This window comes from uncultured Paracoccus sp., from assembly GCF_945915435.1.
In the GTDB taxonomy this organism is placed as follows: domain Bacteria; phylum Pseudomonadota; class Alphaproteobacteria; order Rhodobacterales; family Rhodobacteraceae; genus Paracoccus.
The window spans coordinates 123,277-141,492 of sequence record NZ_CAMEFG010000002.1; the positions used below are offsets into that span (position 1 = coordinate 123,277).

The window sequence follows — 18,216 nt, forward strand, 5'->3', positions numbered from 1 at the left end:
TGTTGATGCTCATACCATTTTCTCCAACTTTCCGGGCTTCTGGTCTGGGTTGCCTTTGTCGCGAAAACTGTCCCTTTTTGTGCAGGTTGTTTCAGTAAACTCCGCCTGAACCGGCGGGACAGGCGCCTGTCGGGCGGTCTTCCACCTTGCGGATCAGCCCGTCCACGGCGATCACAGCCGTGCCGCTGCACAAAAGCGGGTTCACGTCGGCCTCGACGATGCGGCCGGCATGATCGGCCAGCAGTTCCGAAAAGCGCGCCACCGTTTCGGCAAGCCGGTCGCGGTCCACCGGCGGCAGGTGGCGGAAGCCATCAAGGATGGCCCGCCCGCGCAGCCGGTCGAGGGCGCGTTTCGCCTGCGCCGGGCCGAGGGGGGCGGGCTCCAGCACGGCATCCTTCATCAATTCGACCAGAACCCCGCCCAGACCCAGAACGACGAACGGGCCGAATTGCGGATCGACATGGCCGCCGATCATGATCTCGACCCCCTCGGGGATCATCGGTTGCAGCACCACGGCGGTCGGTTCGCCCGGGGCCAGCCGGGCGAGTTTCGCAATCAGGTCGTCATGGGCGGCGGCAATCTCTTCGGGGCGCGCGAGGTTCAGGTGGACAAGCCCGGCCTCGCTCTTGTGGGGGATGCTTGCCGCTTCGCCCTTCAGGACGACCGGCGCGGCCAGATCGCGGGCGATGGCTGCGGCCTCGGCCGCATTCGCCACGACATGATCCGAGGCGGTTGCGATCCCATAGGCAGCCAGCACGCGCTTCGATGCGCGCTCGGTCAGCACCGGCCCCTCGGCGGTCAGAATTTCGGCCACCCGCGCCCGCGCGCCCGGATCCGAGAGACGGGGGCAGGGCGCGCGCATCGCCAGCGTCTCGGCCCGGTCGTGCCAGAGCCGCAGGGCCTGCATGCAGCGATCCATCGAACGGAAGAGGGCGACATGCGGCGCCGCTTCGGATTCCTGCGCGCCCGGACCGCCGAACCACTCGCTCAGCCAGACATTGCAGGCGATCTTGCCGTGATCGCGGGCCAGATCGTTCAACACCGCGATGCGGGGCACGGCGAATTCCTGCGCCAGCACATGCGGCGTCACCAGCGCATCGCAACCCGGATCGGCCATCATCGCCCCGGCGCAATCGGCAAACATCTGCGGATCGTTCACGATCTGCGCGGTCACGTCGCAGGGATTGCCGACCGAACCGAAGTCGGGGACGCGCGCCGCCAGCACCTCTTCGGTCCGAGGACCCAGCGGCGGCAGTTCGACCCCATGCGCCGAGGCCGCATCCGCCGCCATGATCGAGGCCCCGCCCGAGGTGGTCAGAACCATCGCGCGGGGGCCGCTGGGCCGGGCAGGGGCCTTGCCGAAAAAGGCGGCCGTCTCGACCAGGGCGTCCAGCGCATCGACCATGACCGCCCCCGCCCGGCGCAGCGCCGCGCCATAGGCGGCATGAGAGCCTGCGAATGTTCCCGAATGCGACATGGCCGCCGCCGCACCCTGGTCCGAGGCCGCCATCTTGTAGATGACCAACGGCTTGCCCGCCTCGGCGGCAGCTTCGGCGGCGGCGATCAGACGGGCCGGGACCGCGACGCCCTCAAGGGCGCAGGCGATCGCCGCGCAGGCTGGATCATGGGCCAGATAGGCGATGTAATCCGCCACATCGACATCGCAGGAATTGCCCGAGGTCAGCACATGCGAGTAACACACTCCGCGTTCCGCCGCCTGCGACAGCGCCATGCCGAGCGCGCCGGACTGGCTGATCAGCCCGATGGCGCCCCGGCGCGGTTCCTGCCGGGTGGGCGGGGTCTGGAAGGTCATGTTGGCGCGAAGGCCGAGGTTCAGCACGCCAAGGCAGTTCGGCCCGACAATCCGAAGCCGCGATCCGGCGGCGATTGCGGACAGCCGCGCCTGGGCCGCGATATCCTCGGGCTTGCCGGTCTCGGCGAAGGCCGAAGCGAAAACCACCGCCCCGCCGACGCCCAGCCCGGCCGCCTCTTCGATCACGGCGGGCACGTGTTCCTTGCCGGTGCAGACCACGATGCAATCGGGCACCTCGGGCAAGGCCGAAAGCGAGGGATGACAGGGCATGTCGCCCAGCCGGTCGTAGCGCGCGTTGACCAGATGCAGCCGGCCAGAGAAACCCGCAAGGTTCCGTTCGACCCGCTGCCCGAAAGAACCCGGACGGGCCGAGGCGCCGACGATGGCGATGCTGCCGGGCGCGATCAGCCGCGCCAGTTCCGCCCGGCCATAGGGCAGGGCGCGGCCCGATGGCGATGGGGGATGCGCGTTCATTCGAAGCGCCCGAATTGCGCCTCGCGCCAGGCGAGGGCGGCTTTCAGCCCGTCGCGGCGGCGCAGCGTGTCGAACTGGCGGAATTCCTCGCTTTCGGTGGCATTCATCATGGTGCAGGCATGGATCCCGTTTTCCATCGCGGCATCCATCCCCTGCGCCCTCGCAACGCCGTTCAGGGACCGCTTGTTCCATTGCAGGCATTCCAGCGAAACCTGTCCCATGCGCTTGGCGATCTTCATCACCTCGCGCCGCAGGTCCGCCTTGGGATAGACCCGGTTGATAAGGCCAAGTCTCTGGGCTTCCTCGGCGCCTACCGTATCGCCCGTATAGATCATCTCGCGGCAGCGCGCGCCGACGACCCAGGGCATGATCATCGTCGCGATGCCGGTGGCGAAACGGGTCTCGATCACCCCGAATTTCGCGTCATCCGAGGCATAGCGGATATCGCACATCTGGGCAAATTCCAGCGCCCCCGCCAGACAGAAGCCGTCGATCATCGCGATCACCGGCTTCGAGCAGGTCCAGACGCATTCGGTGAAATGATGGTTGGCCCGCAGATAGGCATTCCATTCGGGCAGGGATTTCTTCTCGGATTGCGCGGCTTCCTTCAGGTCGTAGCCGGTGGAAAAGCTGCGCCCCCCTTCTCCGGTCAGCACCAGCACGCGGACCGCCGGATCGGCATCGGCGGCGGCCACGGCCTCGACGATTTCGCCGCGAAGCTGTCGGTTGAAGGCATTGAGGTTGCCGCCCCGGCGGAAGGTGATCAGGGCGACACGGTCTTCGACCTCGACGGTCAGCAGTTCAGGCATGGCGGCGGTCTCTCGGTTTCGGAAAGGGCGGCCCGGTTCGGCCGTTCCACAGGTTTGCGCTCAGCTTTCGATCCAGGCATCGGCCAGATTGGCCTTGATTCCGTCCGCCTTGGACGAGACGTCATGCGCCTCGCGGGCGGTGATCGTGACGAATTGCATCGCGACCAGAGGTATTTCGGGCAGCTCCTCCATCGCGAGACGTTGGAAGTCGGCATAGAGCGCGCGGCGGGTGGCGGCATCCGGCTCGGCCTGGGCGGTTTCGAGAATGCGGTCCATGTCGGGGTTGTCGTAGCCGCTGCCGTTCGAATAGGACACGCCGTCCACATAGGCTTGGGACCAATAGATCCGCTGCGCGCCTATGGCCGGGTCGGGACCGCAACTGGTATAGTAGTTTGCGGTTTCGAAATCGCGGTCGGTATAGACCCGGCGCGAGAAGCTGGCGAAATCGCTGATGCGCACCTCGACCGCGATGCCGATCTTTCCCAAGGCGTCGCGCAGATATTCCGCCGTGCGGGGAAAGGCTTCGCCGTTCTGGGCGGCGTCGTGGACGATCCGCATCCGTATCCCGTCCGCACCGCGTGGAAAGCCCGCCTCGTCCAGCAGCGCCTCGGCCTTTGCGGGGTCGAACGGATAGGCCGGCACTTCTTCGGAATAGAAGGTGGTCAGCACCGGCGAAAGCGGGCCGGTCGCGGCGCTGCCGTAGCCGTACCAGATGTTGCGGACGATGAAATCGCGGTCTATCGCATGGGCGAAGGCCCGCCGCACCCGAACATCCTGGAACTTGGGGTTCTTCAGATTGAACTGGAAGAACTGCATCGAGGCGAGCAGGGCATAGCCCTTCGTTTCGTATTCCAGCCGCGGATCCTCGCGCAGGCGGACGAGATCGCTGCCCGGCACCTTGGATTCCGCGACGACATGGACATCCCCCGCCTCAAGCGCCGCCGCGCGCGATGCCGAGTCGGGCAGGAAGCGATAGAGGATGCCGTCCAGATACGGGCGGGGCTGGTCCCAGTAATCTTCGTTACGCACCAGACGCATGTAATTGCCACGTTCCCATCCGGCCAGCTTGTAGGGGCCGGTGCCGACCGGCGCGGTATTGTGCGGGTTGGTCATGAAATCCGTGCCCTCGTAGAGGTGCCGGGGCAGGATCTGCGAGATCCAGCTGCTCAGCCCCGCGAGGATATAGGGCGCGGGCTTCGAAAGGCGCAGCACGACGGTCAGCGGGTCGGGCGTGTCGACCGCCGTCACGTTGCCGTAGATCGCCTTGCCGCGGCTGTTGAACTGCAACAGGACCTCGGTGATCGTGAAGGCCACATCGGCCGAGGTGAAGGGCTGGCCGTCGTGCCAGCGCACGCCGTCGCGCAGGAAGAAGGTCAGCGTCAGGCCGTCCTCGCTTTCCTCCCACCGTTCGGCAAGCTGCGGCTTCGGCTCCAACGTCTCCACGTCGTAGTAGAGCAGCCCGTCGAATATCTTGGGCGAGATGTTGTTCGTCGGCGCCGCCGCGATCAGCGCCGAAGTCAGCAGCGTCGGTTCGGGAAATTCGGCCAGAACCAGAGTGCCGCCCGCAACCGGATCGGCCGCGCCGGAAGCCGAGCGCGCGAGAAGCGGCAGGGGAAAGGCCCCCGCGACGCCCAAGGCCGCACCGAAGCCAAGAATTTGCCTGCGTTTTGCGTCGGTCATCTGGATATTCTCCCTGAAGGGGGGTGGGATTGATCGGTGGACCTTTCGACCCAAGGGGCGGTTGTCCCGCCTCTCGGCTTGCCGGGGGATCGGGCTGCGGCGTTGCCGTCGCGCTTGGCGCCCTGACGGCGGATCAGCGCACGTTGTATTTCCTGACGGCTTCGGTGATTTTCATCCCGTCATGCAGGCTTGCCTGCTTTTGTTTCTCGGCGGTCTCGATGGCCGTGGCGCGCTCGGCCACGGCAAGGGCATGTTCCTCGGGCACGACGACCACGCCATCGCGGTCGCCCACCACGATATCGCCGGGACGGACCCGCACGCCGCCCAGGATGACGGGCTGATTGATCGAACGGGTGATGAACCGGAACTGACCGGGCCGGACCGAGACGCCGCCCGCGAAGGCCGCGAAGCCAAGCTCGCCGATCTCGGCGGTGTCGCGCACGGCCACGTCGGTGACGATGCCGATGCCGCCCGCGATCTTGCTGCGCAGCGCCATGTTGTCGCCGAAGGTGGAATAGCTGGCATCGCCTTCGCCCGATACGACCAGAACCTCGCCGGGCTTGAGGGAATCGATCACCTCGTAGATGCCCAGGCCAAGATCCGGGTCGATGTCCTTCTGGGCGGCGTTGCGCGGCATGACCGCCCTGTCCACGGTCCGCGCCCGCCCCACGATGCGGGGTCCGGTGACATGGCGCACGTTCGGCGCCAGCGCGCCCTCGGCCAGGCCCAGTTGATACATCGCATCGACGATGACGGTGATCGAGAGCGGTTCGAGCGCGGAAACGAAGATATCGGAAGCGCGATCCGGGGCATGGGCGTTGGTCATCGTGGGACTCCGAAAGGTCAGGTTTCCCAGACAATCCGGCCTCCCCTGCTCTGGCGCAACTCAATAAGATTCATGCCTGCTGAATTTTTTCTGCCTGTTCTTGAGGGTCGCGGAGTTGTGACGGCCAGTAGAGGTCAAGAATATGAAAACAAATATAAATAATTAGATTCCGATTTACGGATGAGCGCATCGCAATGGACAGGATTCTGGTTGACCAGCGGAAAACAATTGCTGGGGCAAGCCGGTCGGATGGGGTGCGGCGCAAAGCTGTCATGCCCGGCATCGCGCCTTATGAAAGGCGTGGCCGGATCGGCCCGGACAGGCAACTGCTGCGCGCAGTAGGGCGCGCCTGCGCGAAAGGGTCGTTCAGTAAGGGCTGCCTTCCTGCCTGATCCGGTCCGCCATCTTTTCGGCGGCCATCATGACGGGAAAGAACATGCCGGCACGGGGTATGTCGGGAAAGATCGAGGCATCGACCACGCGCAACCCCCTGACGCCGCGAACGCGGCAGTCGGGCGTCAGCACGGCCATCGGGTCATTCGCGGCGCCCATTTTGCAGGTGCAACTGACATGATGCGAAAGGCCCGCATGGCGTCGCAGGATGCGCTCCAGCGCGGCCCGCTCTTCGGCCAGCGTCGCGGTGTTCAGGGCCGACCGGCCAAGGGCAAGCCTGCGCAACGGCCCGTTGTCCATCAGCAGGCCGATGGCCCGCGTTGCCCATGCGTTTGATCGCGTATGAGGTTGAAACCGCGCCACCAACCTGGGATCCGGCATGAAAGCCGTGTTTATCATCCCCCGGCGTTGCGCTCCGGTAAGGATCCGCATCGCCAGAGACAGACCGTCGCGCAAGCGCGCAAAATCGTCGTCATGGTCGAGCAGCCCGAACCTGACGGCGATATCCGCGGGTTGCCCGCCCGGCCCGGTCACACGCACCTCGCCCTCGGATTTCGGCTGATAAAGCGCGACCATAAGCGCGCCGATGCGATGCCCAAGCGCATGCCAAGACGCCCGGTTGATCGCGACAAGCCCCATGTCATGACGCCGGCAATCGGGCCGGTCCGAGGAATAGCGCGCGCAGACTTGCCCGATGGCGCGGATATCCTCGCGCTGGCGTGATTGCTTGGGAAGATGGAATGCCACGTCGATCTTGGGATGGTTCTTCAGCCCTTGCCCCACGCCGGGCAGGTCGATCGTTGGGGTCAGCCCCGCTGCCTTCAGATCGTCGGCCCGCCCGATCCCGGAACGTTGCAGCAAGGCCGGGGTGAAGATCGCGCCGCAGCACAGGATCACCTCGCGGCCATGCAGCCTGACCGGGGCGCCGCGATGAACCGCATCCACCCCCGTGACGCGCGCGCCTTCGAAAAGAAGCCCGCGCACCTCGATGCCGGGCAGGATCGACAGGTTCCGCCGCTGCCTGACCGTGGCGGTCAGATAGGCGCTGGAGGCGGGGATCCGCTTTTGCGGCAGATTGGCCATCGGCGGGCTGGCGCAGCCGTCCCCGAACTGCCCGTTATAATCGTCGAGCCAGGGATACCCCTTTGCTTGCATGAACTCGGCCAGATAGCCCGAAAAAGGCGCCCAGGCCGATCGCTCCTCGCGCCGCACGGGCATGGGGCCGTCCGTTCCGTGCAGCGGGCCGGTTGCGTTCAGATCCGTTTCCATCTTGCGGAAATAGGGCAGGACATCATGCCAGCCCCAGCCGACGGCACCGGCTGCTTCCCAGGCATCGTAATCTTCTGGCTGGCCGCGAAAGGCGAAAGAGCCGTTGATCATCGACCCGCCGCCGATGCCGCGTCCCTGCGTGAACGCCCTGATGCGGCGGATAGGGTTATTCGACGGTTGAACAGTCACATCCGCGGCAAGGCCCCGCCACGACAAGCCGGGAACGGCGGGGCCGATGGGCAGGGGATCGAGACAATCGGGATGCTCCTGCCCCGGCAGCACGTCGTCGCCCGCCTCCACCAATGCGACTCTGAGGCCCGAGTCCTCGGAAAGGCGCGCCGCAAGGACCGCACCTGCAGAGCCGGCGCCTACGATCACGTAATCGAACGTCCGGGCGGCAATATCGGCAGCGGAAACATGATCGGACGGGGTATCGGTCTTTCCATGATCGCGCATCCTGAAACGGCTCCTCCGATATATTGCATCCCTGCCGCGATCCTTGAAACCATGCATGCCAAACCCGGTTTCCGGCCATTGGCGCAAGGCATCGCTGTCGCGGTTCTATGAGAAAAGCGAGGCGGGCAGGTAATTAAAAATTTTTTACCTTTGCAAATTATCTTTCCTCTTCTGAATGAGGTCTGGATTTCACGTGTCCATGCATGGCAGGTCTTGAATGATCGGATTTGAAAGGCTGCATCGGCATAAGCCTCGTAAATTATCGTGGTCGCTTATGCATATTAACGGCCCACATATCTTCAAGATATTGAAAAGATAATCCCATGCCTCGGCCAAGGGGTGTTGTCGAAAGTGCGGATGTATCATGCACCAGTTGCCGAGGCCGGTCGAAAGATCGGACAGGGGATTGCGCCCCACGCTGGCCAAGGGGTGGCGTCAATGAAAGGCGGAACCGCTGCCGCAAGCAAAACTTAGCCGATCTGCGAAGTTTTTCTTGCCTCGGGCCAGGGGGTGGATATAGTTAGCCTTATGGCTAAGCATGATCCTGACCTGTCGCTGCTGTTTCACGCGCTGGCGGACCCGACCCGGCGGGCGATCCTGGCGCGGTTGGCGACAGGTCCCGCGCCCGTCAGTGAACTGGCCGCGCCCACCGGGCTGCGCCTGCCGACCGTGATGCGGCATCTGTCCGTGCTGGAAGGGGCGGGGCTGATCGTCAGTGCCAAGGACGGGCGGGTGCGCTCTTGCGCCATTGTGCCCGAGGCGCTGGTCCCGGTGCGGACATGGCTGGATGAGCAGCGGGCCATCTGGGAAAGCCGGCTGGACCGGCTGGACGACTACGTCACGAAACTTGCAAAGGAACGTGCGAAATGACCCCTGAACTGGATCCCGAATCCGACCTCGGCTTTACCCGCACGCTGGCCGTGCCGCGGCACCTTGTCTGGGAATGCTGGACCAGCCCCGAACATATCCCGCATTTCTTCATCCCCGCGCCGCACAAGGTCACGGCGGTGGACATCGACCTGCGCGTCGGCGGGCGCTTCAACACGACTTTCGAGGTCGAGGGCAACGTGATGGACAATCACGGCGTCTACCTTGAGGTGGTGCCGCAGGAAAAGCTGGTCTTTACCGATGGCTATACCGAGGGCTGGAAACCCGCGCCCGAGCCGTTCATGACCGCGATCCTGTTGCTGGCCGATGCGCCGGACGGCGGCACGACCTATACGGCCATCGCCCGCCACCGCAATCCCCAGGCCCGCAAGACGCATGAGGACATGGGCTTCTTCGATGGCTGGGGCACGGTGGCCGCGCAGCTTGAAACCTATGCCAGGGGGCTGGGAAAATGAGCGGCCGGCGACCCTCGGGCTGCAAGCTGCCGGTGGCGGCGGGCCGGGCGGGATAGCGCAGCATGACGCTGCGGGCGCGGATGGTGCCCCGGCAAGGAATGCGCCCCGAGCGCCCGGTCCGGCCCTGCACCCGTGGACCGACCAGATTGCGCCGCATCTGCCGGGACATGACGCTGCGGGCCGGTTTCCGGCGGGGCTTGTGCAGCCTTGCCCCATGCGGCGCCTCGTGATAGGGGGCGGGCAGAGGACGACCTCTCCGATCATGGACGAAGGCGCGGGACGGCCCGGCAATGGCTGCGAGGTGCAGAAATGGCCTGGTTTTATCTTTTCATCGCTGGTTTGCTTGAGATCGTCTGGGCGTTCTCGATGAAGAAATCGGTCGGGTTTACGCTGCTGCTGCCCTCGGTCGTGACCATCGTCACCATGATCGCCAGTTTCAGCCTGCTGGCGGTCGCGATGAAGGCGCTGCCTCTGGGCACGGCCTATACGATCTGGACTGGCATCGGGGCGGCGGGGGCCTTTGTCGCGGGCGTCGTGCTGCTGGGCGAGACCTTCAGCCTGACGCGGGCGGTGGCGGCGGTGCTGATCATCTCGGGCATCGTCTTGATGAAGCTCGCGGGGGAGTGAGGGTTACGTCGCGGCGCGGCTCTGGCCATCAGGGCGCGAATCGGGCATAAAGCCCGGCTCGCAACCCCGCTGAACCGCAGGCATGGCATGTTTCACTGGTTTGAAACCCGGCTGAACCCTTACCCGGACGACACCCCGGCGATGGCCCCGCGTGGGATGTATCGCTTCATCATGCATTATGCGCGCAGCGCGTTGCCGTGGATGCTGGTCATGGCGGCGTGCTCGGCGGTGATCGCCGTGGCCGAGGTCGTGCTGTTCGGCTATCTGGGCGATCTGGTCAACCGGCTGGCCGGTGCCGACCGCGACACCTTCTGGCAGGACGAAAGCCGCCGCCTGTTTGTGATGGGCGGGGTCCTGCTGGTGTTGCTGCCGCTGATGCAGGTGCTGTTTTCGCTGGTGATGCACCAGACGCTGATGGGCAATTTCCCGCAGCGCATCCGCTGGCTGGCCCATCGCTACCTGCTGCGCCAGTCGGCCAGCTATTTCGCCGACGAATTCGCGGGCCGGATCGCCGCCAAGATGATGCAGACCGCGCTGGCCGTGCGCGAGGTGGCGATGAAGTTCCTGGACGTCATGGTCTATGTCGGGGTCTATTTCATCGGCGCGCTGGTGCTGGCGGCGACGACCGACCCTTGGCTGGCGATTCCCTTCGCGGGCTGGGGCGTGCTTTACGGTCTGCTTCTGTGGTGGATCATCCCGCGCATCGGCCGGGTGTCCGAAGAGCAGGCCGACGCCCGCGCCGTGATGACGGGCCGCGTCGTGGACAGCTATACCAATATCGCGACGGTCAAGCTGTTTTCCCATTCCGCGCGCGAGGAATCCTATGCCCGCGAAAGCATGGACGGTTTTCTGGATACGGTGCATCGGCAGATGCGGCTGGCCTCGATCCAGAACGTGGCGCTGTCGTCGCTGAACGCGCTGCTGACGGGGGCGGTGGCGGCGCTTGGGCTTTATCTTTGGGTCAATGGCGCGGTCGAGGTCGGCGCGGTCGCCATCGCGATTCCGCTGGCGATGCGGCTTGGCAACATGTCGCATTGGATCATGTGGGAATTCGCGGGCCTGTTCGAGAATATCGGCACGGTGCGCGACGGCATCGGCAGCCTTGCCGTGCCGCAACTGGTCCAGGACGCGCCGGATGCGCGGCCCCTGCGCCCCGGTCCGGGCGAGGTGCGCATCGAGGGGCTGACCTTCCACTATCATTCCGACCGCCATGCCGAGCCGCGCACGATCCTGCGCGACCTGGACCTGACCATCCGTCCGGGTGAGCGGATCGGGCTGGTCGGACGCTCGGGCGCGGGGAAATCGACGCTGGTGAACCTGCTGTTGCGTTTCCACGACGTCACGCGCGGACGCATCCTGATCGACGCGCAGGACATCGCAGGGGTGACGCAGGAAAGCCTGCGCGCCGCCATCGGCATGGTGACGCAGGACAATTCGCTGCTGCACCGTTCCGTGCGCGACAATATCGCCTATGGCCGCCCCGATGCGGACGAGGCGCAGATCATCGAGGCCGCCCGTTCCGCCGAGGCGCTGGATTTCATCCAGGGGCTTGAGGACAATCGCGGCAGGCGCGGGCTGGATGCCCATGTCGGCGAACGCGGCGTCAAGCTGTCGGGCGGCCAGCGCCAGCGCATCGCCATCGCGCGGGTGCTGCTGAAGGACGCGCCGATCCTGATTCTGGACGAGGCGACCAGCGCGCTGGACAGCGAGGTCGAGGCGGCCATCCAGGGCCAGCTTCTGCGGCTGATGCAGGGCAAGACCGTGATCGCCATCGCGCACCGGTTGTCCACCATCGCGCAGATGGACCGGCTGGTGGTGATGGACGAGGGCCGCATCGTCGAACAGGGCAGCCATGACGAACTGCTGGCGCGGGGCGGGATCTACGCCCGGCTCTGGGCGCGCCAGTCGGGCGGTTTCCTGACCCTGGACGCGGGCGAGGAACCGGGGCAGGGGGTGCGCGCGGGGTGAAGTTTGCACTTGATCCGGGCGCGTTCCTGCCGTAATCAGGCGCGCGGCCTAGGGGTATAGCTCAGTTGGTAGAGCATCGGTCTCCAAAACCGAGGGTCGTGGGTTCGAGTCCCCCTGCCCCTGCCAGCCGCTTTTCACGCAGCAATGCGGACAGTTTTTATCCGGTATGGTGTTAACCTTACATCTGGGCGCGCATAAGACCGCGACCACGCATCTTCAGGCATCCCTGCGCGCCGCCAACGGGGTGCTGCGGGAACGAGGGGTCCATTTCGCCGGGCCGACGATCCTGCGCACGCAAAGATGCCCGCTGACCCTTGCGCTAAGCGAATCGGGCACCGAACGGCAAGCTGAAAGGGCGCGGCGTCACCTTGCCGATGTGGCCGAGATCTATCCCGAACTGCTGATTTCCGACGAAAACATCATCGGCGGCACGCGGCGGGGCTATCTCTTCGGGCGGCGGGGGCAGATCTATCCCCAGGCCGCGCCGCGTTTGCGCAAGCTGCTGACGCTGTTGCCGAATCGCCCGGTCGATGCTGTGCTGTCGGTCCGCGATCCGGCGTCCTTCCTGACCTCGGCCTTTTCGCTGCAACTCAACCGCGGGATGGAGCTGGAGCTGGACGGCTACCTGAACGGGCGCGATCCGACGGCGGTGGACTGGACCGATCTGGCCGCGCGCATCCTGTCGCTGCCCGGCATCCGCCGCCTCACCGTCTGGCGATACGAGGATTATCGCGCCTTGCGCCCGCGCATCCTGTCGGAACTGCTGCCGCCGGGCGTCGCGCCGCTGATCCCCGACCCCCGCCCCGTCAACGTGGGCATGAGCAGGCAGGGCTACGACTGGCTGACGGGGCGCGCCATGCAGGATGCCGAGGCCGACCTGCGCGAACTGGCGGGGCAGGCGCGCACCCGCTTTCCCCGCAGCGCGGGCCATGATCCGCTGGTGCTGCTGGGACATGCGCAGCGACGCCTTTCCGCCCGGCGTTACGCGCAGGACGTCGCGCGGCTGCGCGAACTGCCCGGCGTGATCTTTCTGGACCCGTGATCGCGGGATGGCTTGAAACGAACCGCCATGCGCGCTATCTGACCCGCTGCAACGCCAAAGGGAAAACAATGTCGAATCCCGTCCAGTTCCTGAACCAGGTCCGCGCCGAGATCAGCCGGATCACCTGGCCCACCCGCCGCGAGGTGATGACGACCACGATCATGGTGCTGATCATGGCCGCGATCGCCGCCCTTTTCTTTTCGCTGGTCGATTTCGGCATCCGCCAGGGGCTGGGCCTGATTCTGGGCTTCCTCGGCTAGCAGGGGTTGCGCCGGGCCGCGCCGGGCGGTATGTCGCCCCGGATTGCCCGACAGGCGGCGCGCAGGGATTCGCTCGTGCGTGCCGGTTTCGATTTGGCCGAAAGGCCGGAAAACGTGGCGAATTTGGTATGAAACAGGGCCGCGCAACCAGCGGCCAGGCAGGAAACAGGGGTCGATCGATTCATGGCAAAGCGTTGGTATTCGGTCAGCGTCCTGTCCAATTTTGAGAAGAAGGTCGCCGAGGCGATCCGTCAGGCCATCGTCGAAAAGGGGCTTGAGGAGCAGATCGAAGAGGTCCTGGTCCCAACCGAAGAGGTGATCGAGATCCGCCGCGGCAAGAAGGTCACCTCGGAACGGCGCTTCATGCCCGGCTATGTGCTGGTGCGCATGGAGATGAACGACCGGACCTATCACCTGGTCAACTCGATCAACCGCGTGACCGGCTTTCTGGGCGCGCAGGGCAAGCCGATGCCGATGCGCGACGACGAGGTGAACGCCATCCTCAACCGCACCGGCGAGGACGGTGGCGAGGTCGCACCGCGCAACCTGATCCGCTTCGAGGTCGGCGAGAAGGTCAACGTGACCGATGGGCCGTTCGAGGGCTTTACCGGCTCGGTCGAGGAAGTCGATGAAGTGTCGAGCCGGATCAAGGTCACGGTCTCGATCTTCGGCCGGCCGACGCCGGTCGAACTGGAATTCACGCAGGTCGCCAAGATCGCGTGATGTCGTGCGGGAGGCGTGACGCCGAACCGCTAAGTCGGCCCCGATCCGGGGCGTGATGATAAGGAGAAGGCCAGATGGCCAAGAAGGTAGTCGGGCAGCTCAAGCTGCAGATCAAGGCGGGGCAAGCCAACCCGTCGCCCCCCGTCGGCCCTGCATTGGGTCAGCGCGGGATCAACATCATGGAATTCTGCAAGGCGTTCAACGCCAAGACGCAGGAGATGGAGCAGGGCGCCCCCATCCCCGTGGTGATCACCTATTACGCGGACAAGTCGTTCACGTTCGAGACCAAGACCCCGCCCGCCGCATTCCTGCTGAAGAAGGCCGCCGGCCTGAAGCCGGTCGGCAAGCGCAACCGCGCCAAGGGTTCGGAAAAGCCGGGCCGCGAGAACGCGGGCACCGTGACCGCCAAGCAGGTTCGCGAGATTGCCGAACTGAAGATGAAGGATCTTTCGGCGACCGACGTCGATCAGGCGATGCAGATCATCCTGGGTTCGGCCCGCTCGATCGGCATTCAGGTGAAAGGCTGACGTCATGGCAAGGATTTCCAAGAACAAGGCCGCCGCACGCGCCGCTTTCGAAGGCAAGGCCGACCTGTCGGTCGAGGAAGCCGTCGCCCTGGTCAAGGGCAACGCCAAGGCGAAGTTCGACGAAACCGTCGAGATCGCCCTGAACCTGGGCGTCGATCCGCGCCACGCCGACCAGATGGTCCGCGGTGTGGTCACCCTGCCCAACGGCACCGGCAAGGACGTTCGCGTCGCCGTTTTCGCCCGTGGCCCCAAGGCCGACGAGGCGAAGGCCGCAGGCGCCGAGATCGTGGGTGCCGAGGACCTGATGGAAACCATCCAGTCCGGCAAGATCGAGTTCGACCGCTGCATCGCGACGCCGGACATGATGCCGCTGGTCGGTCGCCTGGGCAAGATCCTGGGTCCGCGCAACCTGATGCCGAACCCCAAGGTCGGCACGGTGACGATGGACGTCAAGGCCGCCGTCGAGGCCGCCAAGGGCGGTGAGGTCCAGTTCAAGGCCGAAAAGGCCGGCGTGGTTCACGCGGGCGTCGGCAAGGTCAGCTTCGACGAAGGCAAGCTGGCCGAGAACATCCGCGCTTTCGTGGATGCGGTGAACAAGGCCAAGCCCTCGGGCGCGAAGGGGACCTATCTGAAGAAGGTCTCGATCAGCTCGACGATGGGTCCGGGCGTTTCGCTGGACCTGGCTTCGGCTGCCGCGCAATAAGCGGCGGTCACAGGGAATTGCGCAAGGCCCCCGGATCGCTTCGGGGGCCTTCGTCATGGCAAAAAGGCGTGATTTGCCGCCGGGGGCCTTGGCATTCGCGCGCAACTGCTTTAATCGACAATCCGTTCGTGGGCGCGTGATTCGTCAGGTGCCCATGATCTCTGTCCGAGAAGGAGGGCGGGTTTCGGCCATTAAGTCCTTCCTGAGATGGGGATCCAGACGAGTATTCAGATCAGGGCGCGACGCGTCCGCGATTGGGAACTTCTGGGCCTTCCAAAGCGGACTGAACGCGCCCCTGGCCTTTCTGGCCGGTGGCAAAAGCTGAGCCGGGGGCGAAAACCCCCATACTTGGAGTGAAACCGTGGATAGAGCGCAAAAAGAGCAAGTGGTCGAAGAACTCGGCCAGATCTTTGATGCCTCTGGCGTCGTGGTGGTTGCCCGCTACGAGGGGATGACGGTTGCCGAAATGCAGGACCTGCGCGCGCAGATGCGCGAAGTGGGTGGGTCCGTCCGCGTTGCCAAGAACAGGCTTGCCAAGATCGCCCTGGATGGAAAGCCCTGCGCAAGCATCGCCGACTATCTGACGGGCATGACCGTGCTTACCTTCTCCGAGGACCCCGTGGCTGCGGCCAAGGTCGCGGACAAATACGCCAAGGCTAACGACAAGTTCGTGATCCTGGGCGGCGCAATGGGTGACACGGCGCTTGATCCGGCCGGTGTGAAAGCCGTGGCTGCGATGCCGTCGCGTGAAGAGCTTGTCGCTCAGATCGTGTCCTGCATCGGCGCCCCTGCTTCCAGCATCGCCGGTGCGATTGGCGCACCTGCTTCGAACATCGCGGGCATCCTCACGACTCTGGAAGAGCGTGAGGCCGCCTGAGGCAATCCCGTCCCGTCGAGGGTTGAACCCGACGTTGGAACACTTAGATAAGAGAACGGAAAAATGGCTGATCTGAAAAAACTCGCCGAAGAAATCGTGGGCCTGACCCTGCTGGAAGCCCAGGAACTGAAAACCATCCTGAAAGACGAATACGGCATCGAGCCTGCCGCTGGCGGCGCCGTCATGGTCGCAGGTCCTGCCGGTGGTGACGCCGGTGCGGCTGCCGAGGAAAAAACCGAATTCGACGTCGTCCTGACCGATGCCGGTGCAAGCAAGATCAACGTGATCAAGGAAGTTCGCGGCATCACCGGCCTGGGCCTGAAAGAAGCCAAGGACCTGGTCGAAGCCGGCGGCAAGGTGAAAGAAGGCGCTGCCAAGGCAGAAGCCGAAGAGATCAAGGCCAAGCTGGAAGCAGCCGGCGCCAAGGTCGAACTGAAGTAATCCGGCGTGACCGGGTGGCGCGACGGGCTGTCTTGCCCGTCCGCGTCGTGAAAATCGGGCAGGGTCCGGGGTTTCCCGGTCCCTGCCGAACCTGTCTTGAAGGGCGGTTTCGCCGTTTCCAGCCGGAAACCTTCCTTCAGGGCATGTTCGGGGTTCGGGAGCTGCGCGGTGGGACGCGAAGCACGAATGGGACCCCACCCCTCATTCGCCGCTCTGTGCCGGTCGGGCCCCGACGATCGGTGCAGGCGAAAGACGAAAGGTATGACCCCCTATGGCGCAAGCTTACGTTGGCCAGAAACGCATCCGGCGTTACTATGGCAATATCCGCGAAGTCCTTGAGATGCCGAACCTGATCGAGGTTCAGAAATCGTCCTACGACCTGTTCCTGCGGTCGGGCGAGGCCGAAGGCCACCAGGACGGCGAGGGTATTCAGGGCGTTTTCCAGTCGGTTTTCCCGATCAGGGACTTCAACGAGACCGCGACGCTGGAATTCGTCAAATACGAGCTTGAAAAACCCAAATACGACGTCGAGGAATGCCAGGCGCGCGACATGACCTATGCCGCGCCGCTGAAGGTGACGCTGCGTCTGATCGTGTTCGACGTCGATGAGAACACCGGTGCCAAATCGGTCAAGGACATCAAGGAACAGGATGTCTTCATGGGCGACATGCCCCTGATGACCCAGAACGGCACCTTCATCGTGAACGGGACCGAGCGCGTCGTGGTCAGCCAGATGCACCGCAGCCCCGGCGTGTTCTTCGACCATGACCGCGGCAAGACGCATAGCTCGGGCAAGCTGCTGTTCGCCTGCCGCATCATTCCCTATCGCGGTTCCTGGCTGGATTTCGAATTCGACGCCAAGGACCTGGTCTTTGCGCGCATCGACCGCCGCCGCAAGCTGCCGGTGACGACGCTGCTCTATGCGCTGGGGCTGGACCAGGAAGGCATCATGGACGCCTTCTATGACACCGTGGATTATTCGCTGCGCAAGGGGCATGAAGGCGGCTGGGTCACGCGCTTCTTCCCCGAGCGGATGCGCGGCACCCGCCCGGTCTTCGACCTGGTCAACGCCGACACCGGCGAGGTGATCACCAAGGCGGGCGACAAGGTGACGCCGCGCCTGGTCAAGCAACTGCTGGAAAGCGAGGAACAGCTTGACCTGCTGATCCCCTTCGAGCAGATCATCGGCCGCTTCGTCGCCAAGGACATCATCAACGAGGAAACCGGCCTGATCTATGCCGAGGCGGGCGACGAGATCACCGCCGAATACGACAAGGACGGCGAATTGTCGGGCGGGCTGCTGAAGGTGCTGCTGGACAACGGCATCACCGACATCCCGGTGCTGGACATCGACCACGTCAACGTCGGCCCCTATATCCGCAACACGATGGCCGCCGACAAGAACATGAACCGCGAAGGCGCGCTGATGGACATCTACCGGGTCATGCGCCCCGGCGAGCCGCCCACGGTCGAAGCCGCCAGCGCCATGTTCGACAGCCTGTTCTTCGACAGCGAGCGTTACGACCTCTCCGCCGTTGGCCGCGTCAAGATGAACATGCGCCTTGACCTGGATGCGCCGGACACGCAGCGCACGCTGCGCCCCGAGGATATCGTGGCCTGTATCCGCGGCCTCGTGGAACTGCGCGACGGCAAGGGCGAGATCGACGATATCGACCACCTCGGCAACCGCCGGGTGCGCTCGGTCGGCGAACTGATGGAGAACCAGTATCGCGTCGGGTTGCTGCGCATGGAACGCGCGATCCGCGAACGCATGTCGGGCGTCGAGATCGACACCGTGATGCCGCAGGACCTGATCAACGCCAAGCCCGCGGCGGCTGCGGTGCGCGAATTCTTCGGCTCGTCGCAGCTTTCGCAGTTCATGGACCAGACCAACCCGCTGTCCGAGGTGACGCACAAGCGCCGCCTGTCCGCGCTTGGGCCGGGCGGTCTGACCCGCGAACGCGCGGGCTTCGAGGTGCGCGACG

The 18,216-nt window shown here is 64.8% G+C and carries 16 protein-coding genes, 1 tRNA gene and 1 pseudogene; 13 read left to right on the plus strand and 5 right to left on the minus strand.

From position 1 onward, the window contains the following. Positions 1-91 precede the first annotated feature (91 nt). The 5 genes from Q0O97_RS01485 to Q0O97_RS01505 form a co-directional block, all read right to left on the minus strand. The gene (locus Q0O97_RS01485; protein ID WP_294923791.1) at positions 92-2,287 is read right to left on the minus strand and encodes an acetate--CoA ligase family protein; all 2,196 of its coding nucleotides are present in this window, start codon (positions 2,285-2,287) and stop codon (positions 92-94) included. Then, positions 2,284-3,096, minus strand: a complete 813-nt coding sequence (locus Q0O97_RS01490) for an enoyl-CoA hydratase/isomerase family protein (RefSeq protein WP_294923794.1) — start codon at positions 3,094-3,096, stop codon at positions 2,284-2,286. The genes Q0O97_RS01485 and Q0O97_RS01490 overlap by 4 nt, the downstream gene beginning before the upstream one ends. Positions 3,097-3,156: 60 nt before the next feature. Next, complete coding sequence (locus Q0O97_RS01495; RefSeq protein ID WP_294923796.1) at positions 3,157-4,776, minus strand: ABC transporter substrate-binding protein; 1,620 nt, start codon at positions 4,774-4,776, stop codon at positions 3,157-3,159. A gap of 133 nt (positions 4,777-4,909) precedes the next feature. Beyond that, on the minus strand, positions 4,910-5,602 hold the full coding sequence (locus Q0O97_RS01500) for an RraA family protein (protein WP_294923799.1): 693 nt from the start codon (positions 5,600-5,602) through the stop codon (positions 4,910-4,912). 366 nt (positions 5,603-5,968) lie between these two features. After that, the gene (locus Q0O97_RS01505; RefSeq protein ID WP_294923802.1) at positions 5,969-7,720 is read right to left on the minus strand and encodes a GMC family oxidoreductase N-terminal domain-containing protein; all 1,752 of its coding nucleotides are present in this window, start codon (positions 7,718-7,720) and stop codon (positions 5,969-5,971) included. Between the two features lie 528 nt (positions 7,721-8,248). On the opposite strand from Q0O97_RS01505, the gene Q0O97_RS01510 reads away from it, so the two are divergent. The 13 genes and pseudogenes from Q0O97_RS01510 to Q0O97_RS01570 form a co-directional block, all read left to right on the plus strand. Beyond that, positions 8,249-8,590 (plus strand): metalloregulator ArsR/SmtB family transcription factor, encoded by a 342-nt coding sequence (locus Q0O97_RS01510; protein WP_294923805.1) that lies wholly within the window; start codon positions 8,249-8,251, stop codon positions 8,588-8,590. Next, the gene (locus tag Q0O97_RS01515) at positions 8,587-9,063 is read left to right on the plus strand and encodes an SRPBCC family protein (RefSeq protein WP_294923808.1); all 477 of its coding nucleotides are present in this window, start codon (positions 8,587-8,589) and stop codon (positions 9,061-9,063) included. The genes Q0O97_RS01510 and Q0O97_RS01515 overlap by 4 nt, the downstream gene beginning before the upstream one ends. Positions 9,064-9,372: 309 nt before the next feature. After that, entirely contained in the window at positions 9,373-9,690 is a 318-nt protein-coding gene (locus Q0O97_RS01520; protein WP_294923811.1) for a multidrug efflux SMR transporter, read from the plus strand. 87 nt (positions 9,691-9,777) lie between these two features. Further along, a complete protein-coding gene (locus Q0O97_RS01525) occupies positions 9,778-11,658 on the plus strand; it encodes an ABC transporter ATP-binding protein (protein ID WP_294923813.1) in 1,881 nt (626 codons plus the stop codon). Between the two features lie 50 nt (positions 11,659-11,708). Then, positions 11,709-11,784 (plus strand) — tRNA-Trp (locus tag Q0O97_RS01530). A 40-nt stretch (positions 11,785-11,824) separates the two neighbouring features. After that, the gene (locus tag Q0O97_RS01535) at positions 11,825-12,700 is read left to right on the plus strand and encodes a hypothetical protein (protein WP_294923816.1); all 876 of its coding nucleotides are present in this window, start codon (positions 11,825-11,827) and stop codon (positions 12,698-12,700) included. A gap of 68 nt (positions 12,701-12,768) precedes the next feature. Beyond that, positions 12,769-12,960 (plus strand): preprotein translocase subunit SecE, encoded by a 192-nt coding sequence (gene secE / locus Q0O97_RS01540; RefSeq protein ID WP_294923819.1) that lies wholly within the window; start codon positions 12,769-12,771, stop codon positions 12,958-12,960. A 183-nt stretch (positions 12,961-13,143) separates the two neighbouring features. After that, positions 13,144-13,683: a transcription termination/antitermination protein NusG gene (nusG, locus tag Q0O97_RS01545; protein ID WP_294923822.1), complete on the plus strand. Its 540-nt coding sequence runs from the start codon at positions 13,144-13,146 to the stop codon at positions 13,681-13,683. 74 nt (positions 13,684-13,757) lie between these two features. Beyond that, complete coding sequence (gene rplK / locus Q0O97_RS01550) at positions 13,758-14,210, plus strand: 50S ribosomal protein L11 (protein ID WP_294923825.1); 453 nt, start codon at positions 13,758-13,760, stop codon at positions 14,208-14,210. 4 nt (positions 14,211-14,214) lie between these two features. After that, positions 14,215-14,913: a 50S ribosomal protein L1 gene (gene rplA / locus Q0O97_RS01555; RefSeq protein ID WP_294923828.1), complete on the plus strand. Its 699-nt coding sequence runs from the start codon at positions 14,215-14,217 to the stop codon at positions 14,911-14,913. Positions 14,914-15,274: 361 nt separating this feature from the next. Beyond that, positions 15,275-15,790 carry a 50S ribosomal protein L10 gene (rplJ, locus tag Q0O97_RS01560; protein ID WP_294923831.1) on the plus strand — a complete coding sequence of 172 codons (516 nt, stop codon included), beginning with the start codon at positions 15,275-15,277 and terminating at the stop codon, positions 15,788-15,790. Positions 15,791-15,853: 63 nt separating this feature from the next. After that, positions 15,854-16,231, plus strand: a complete 378-nt coding sequence (gene rplL / locus Q0O97_RS01565; protein ID WP_294923833.1) for a 50S ribosomal protein L7/L12 — start codon at positions 15,854-15,856, stop codon at positions 16,229-16,231. A 271-nt stretch (positions 16,232-16,502) separates the two neighbouring features. Next, positions 16,503-18,216: pseudogene (locus Q0O97_RS01570) on the plus strand (DNA-directed RNA polymerase subunit beta); the annotation flags it as partial.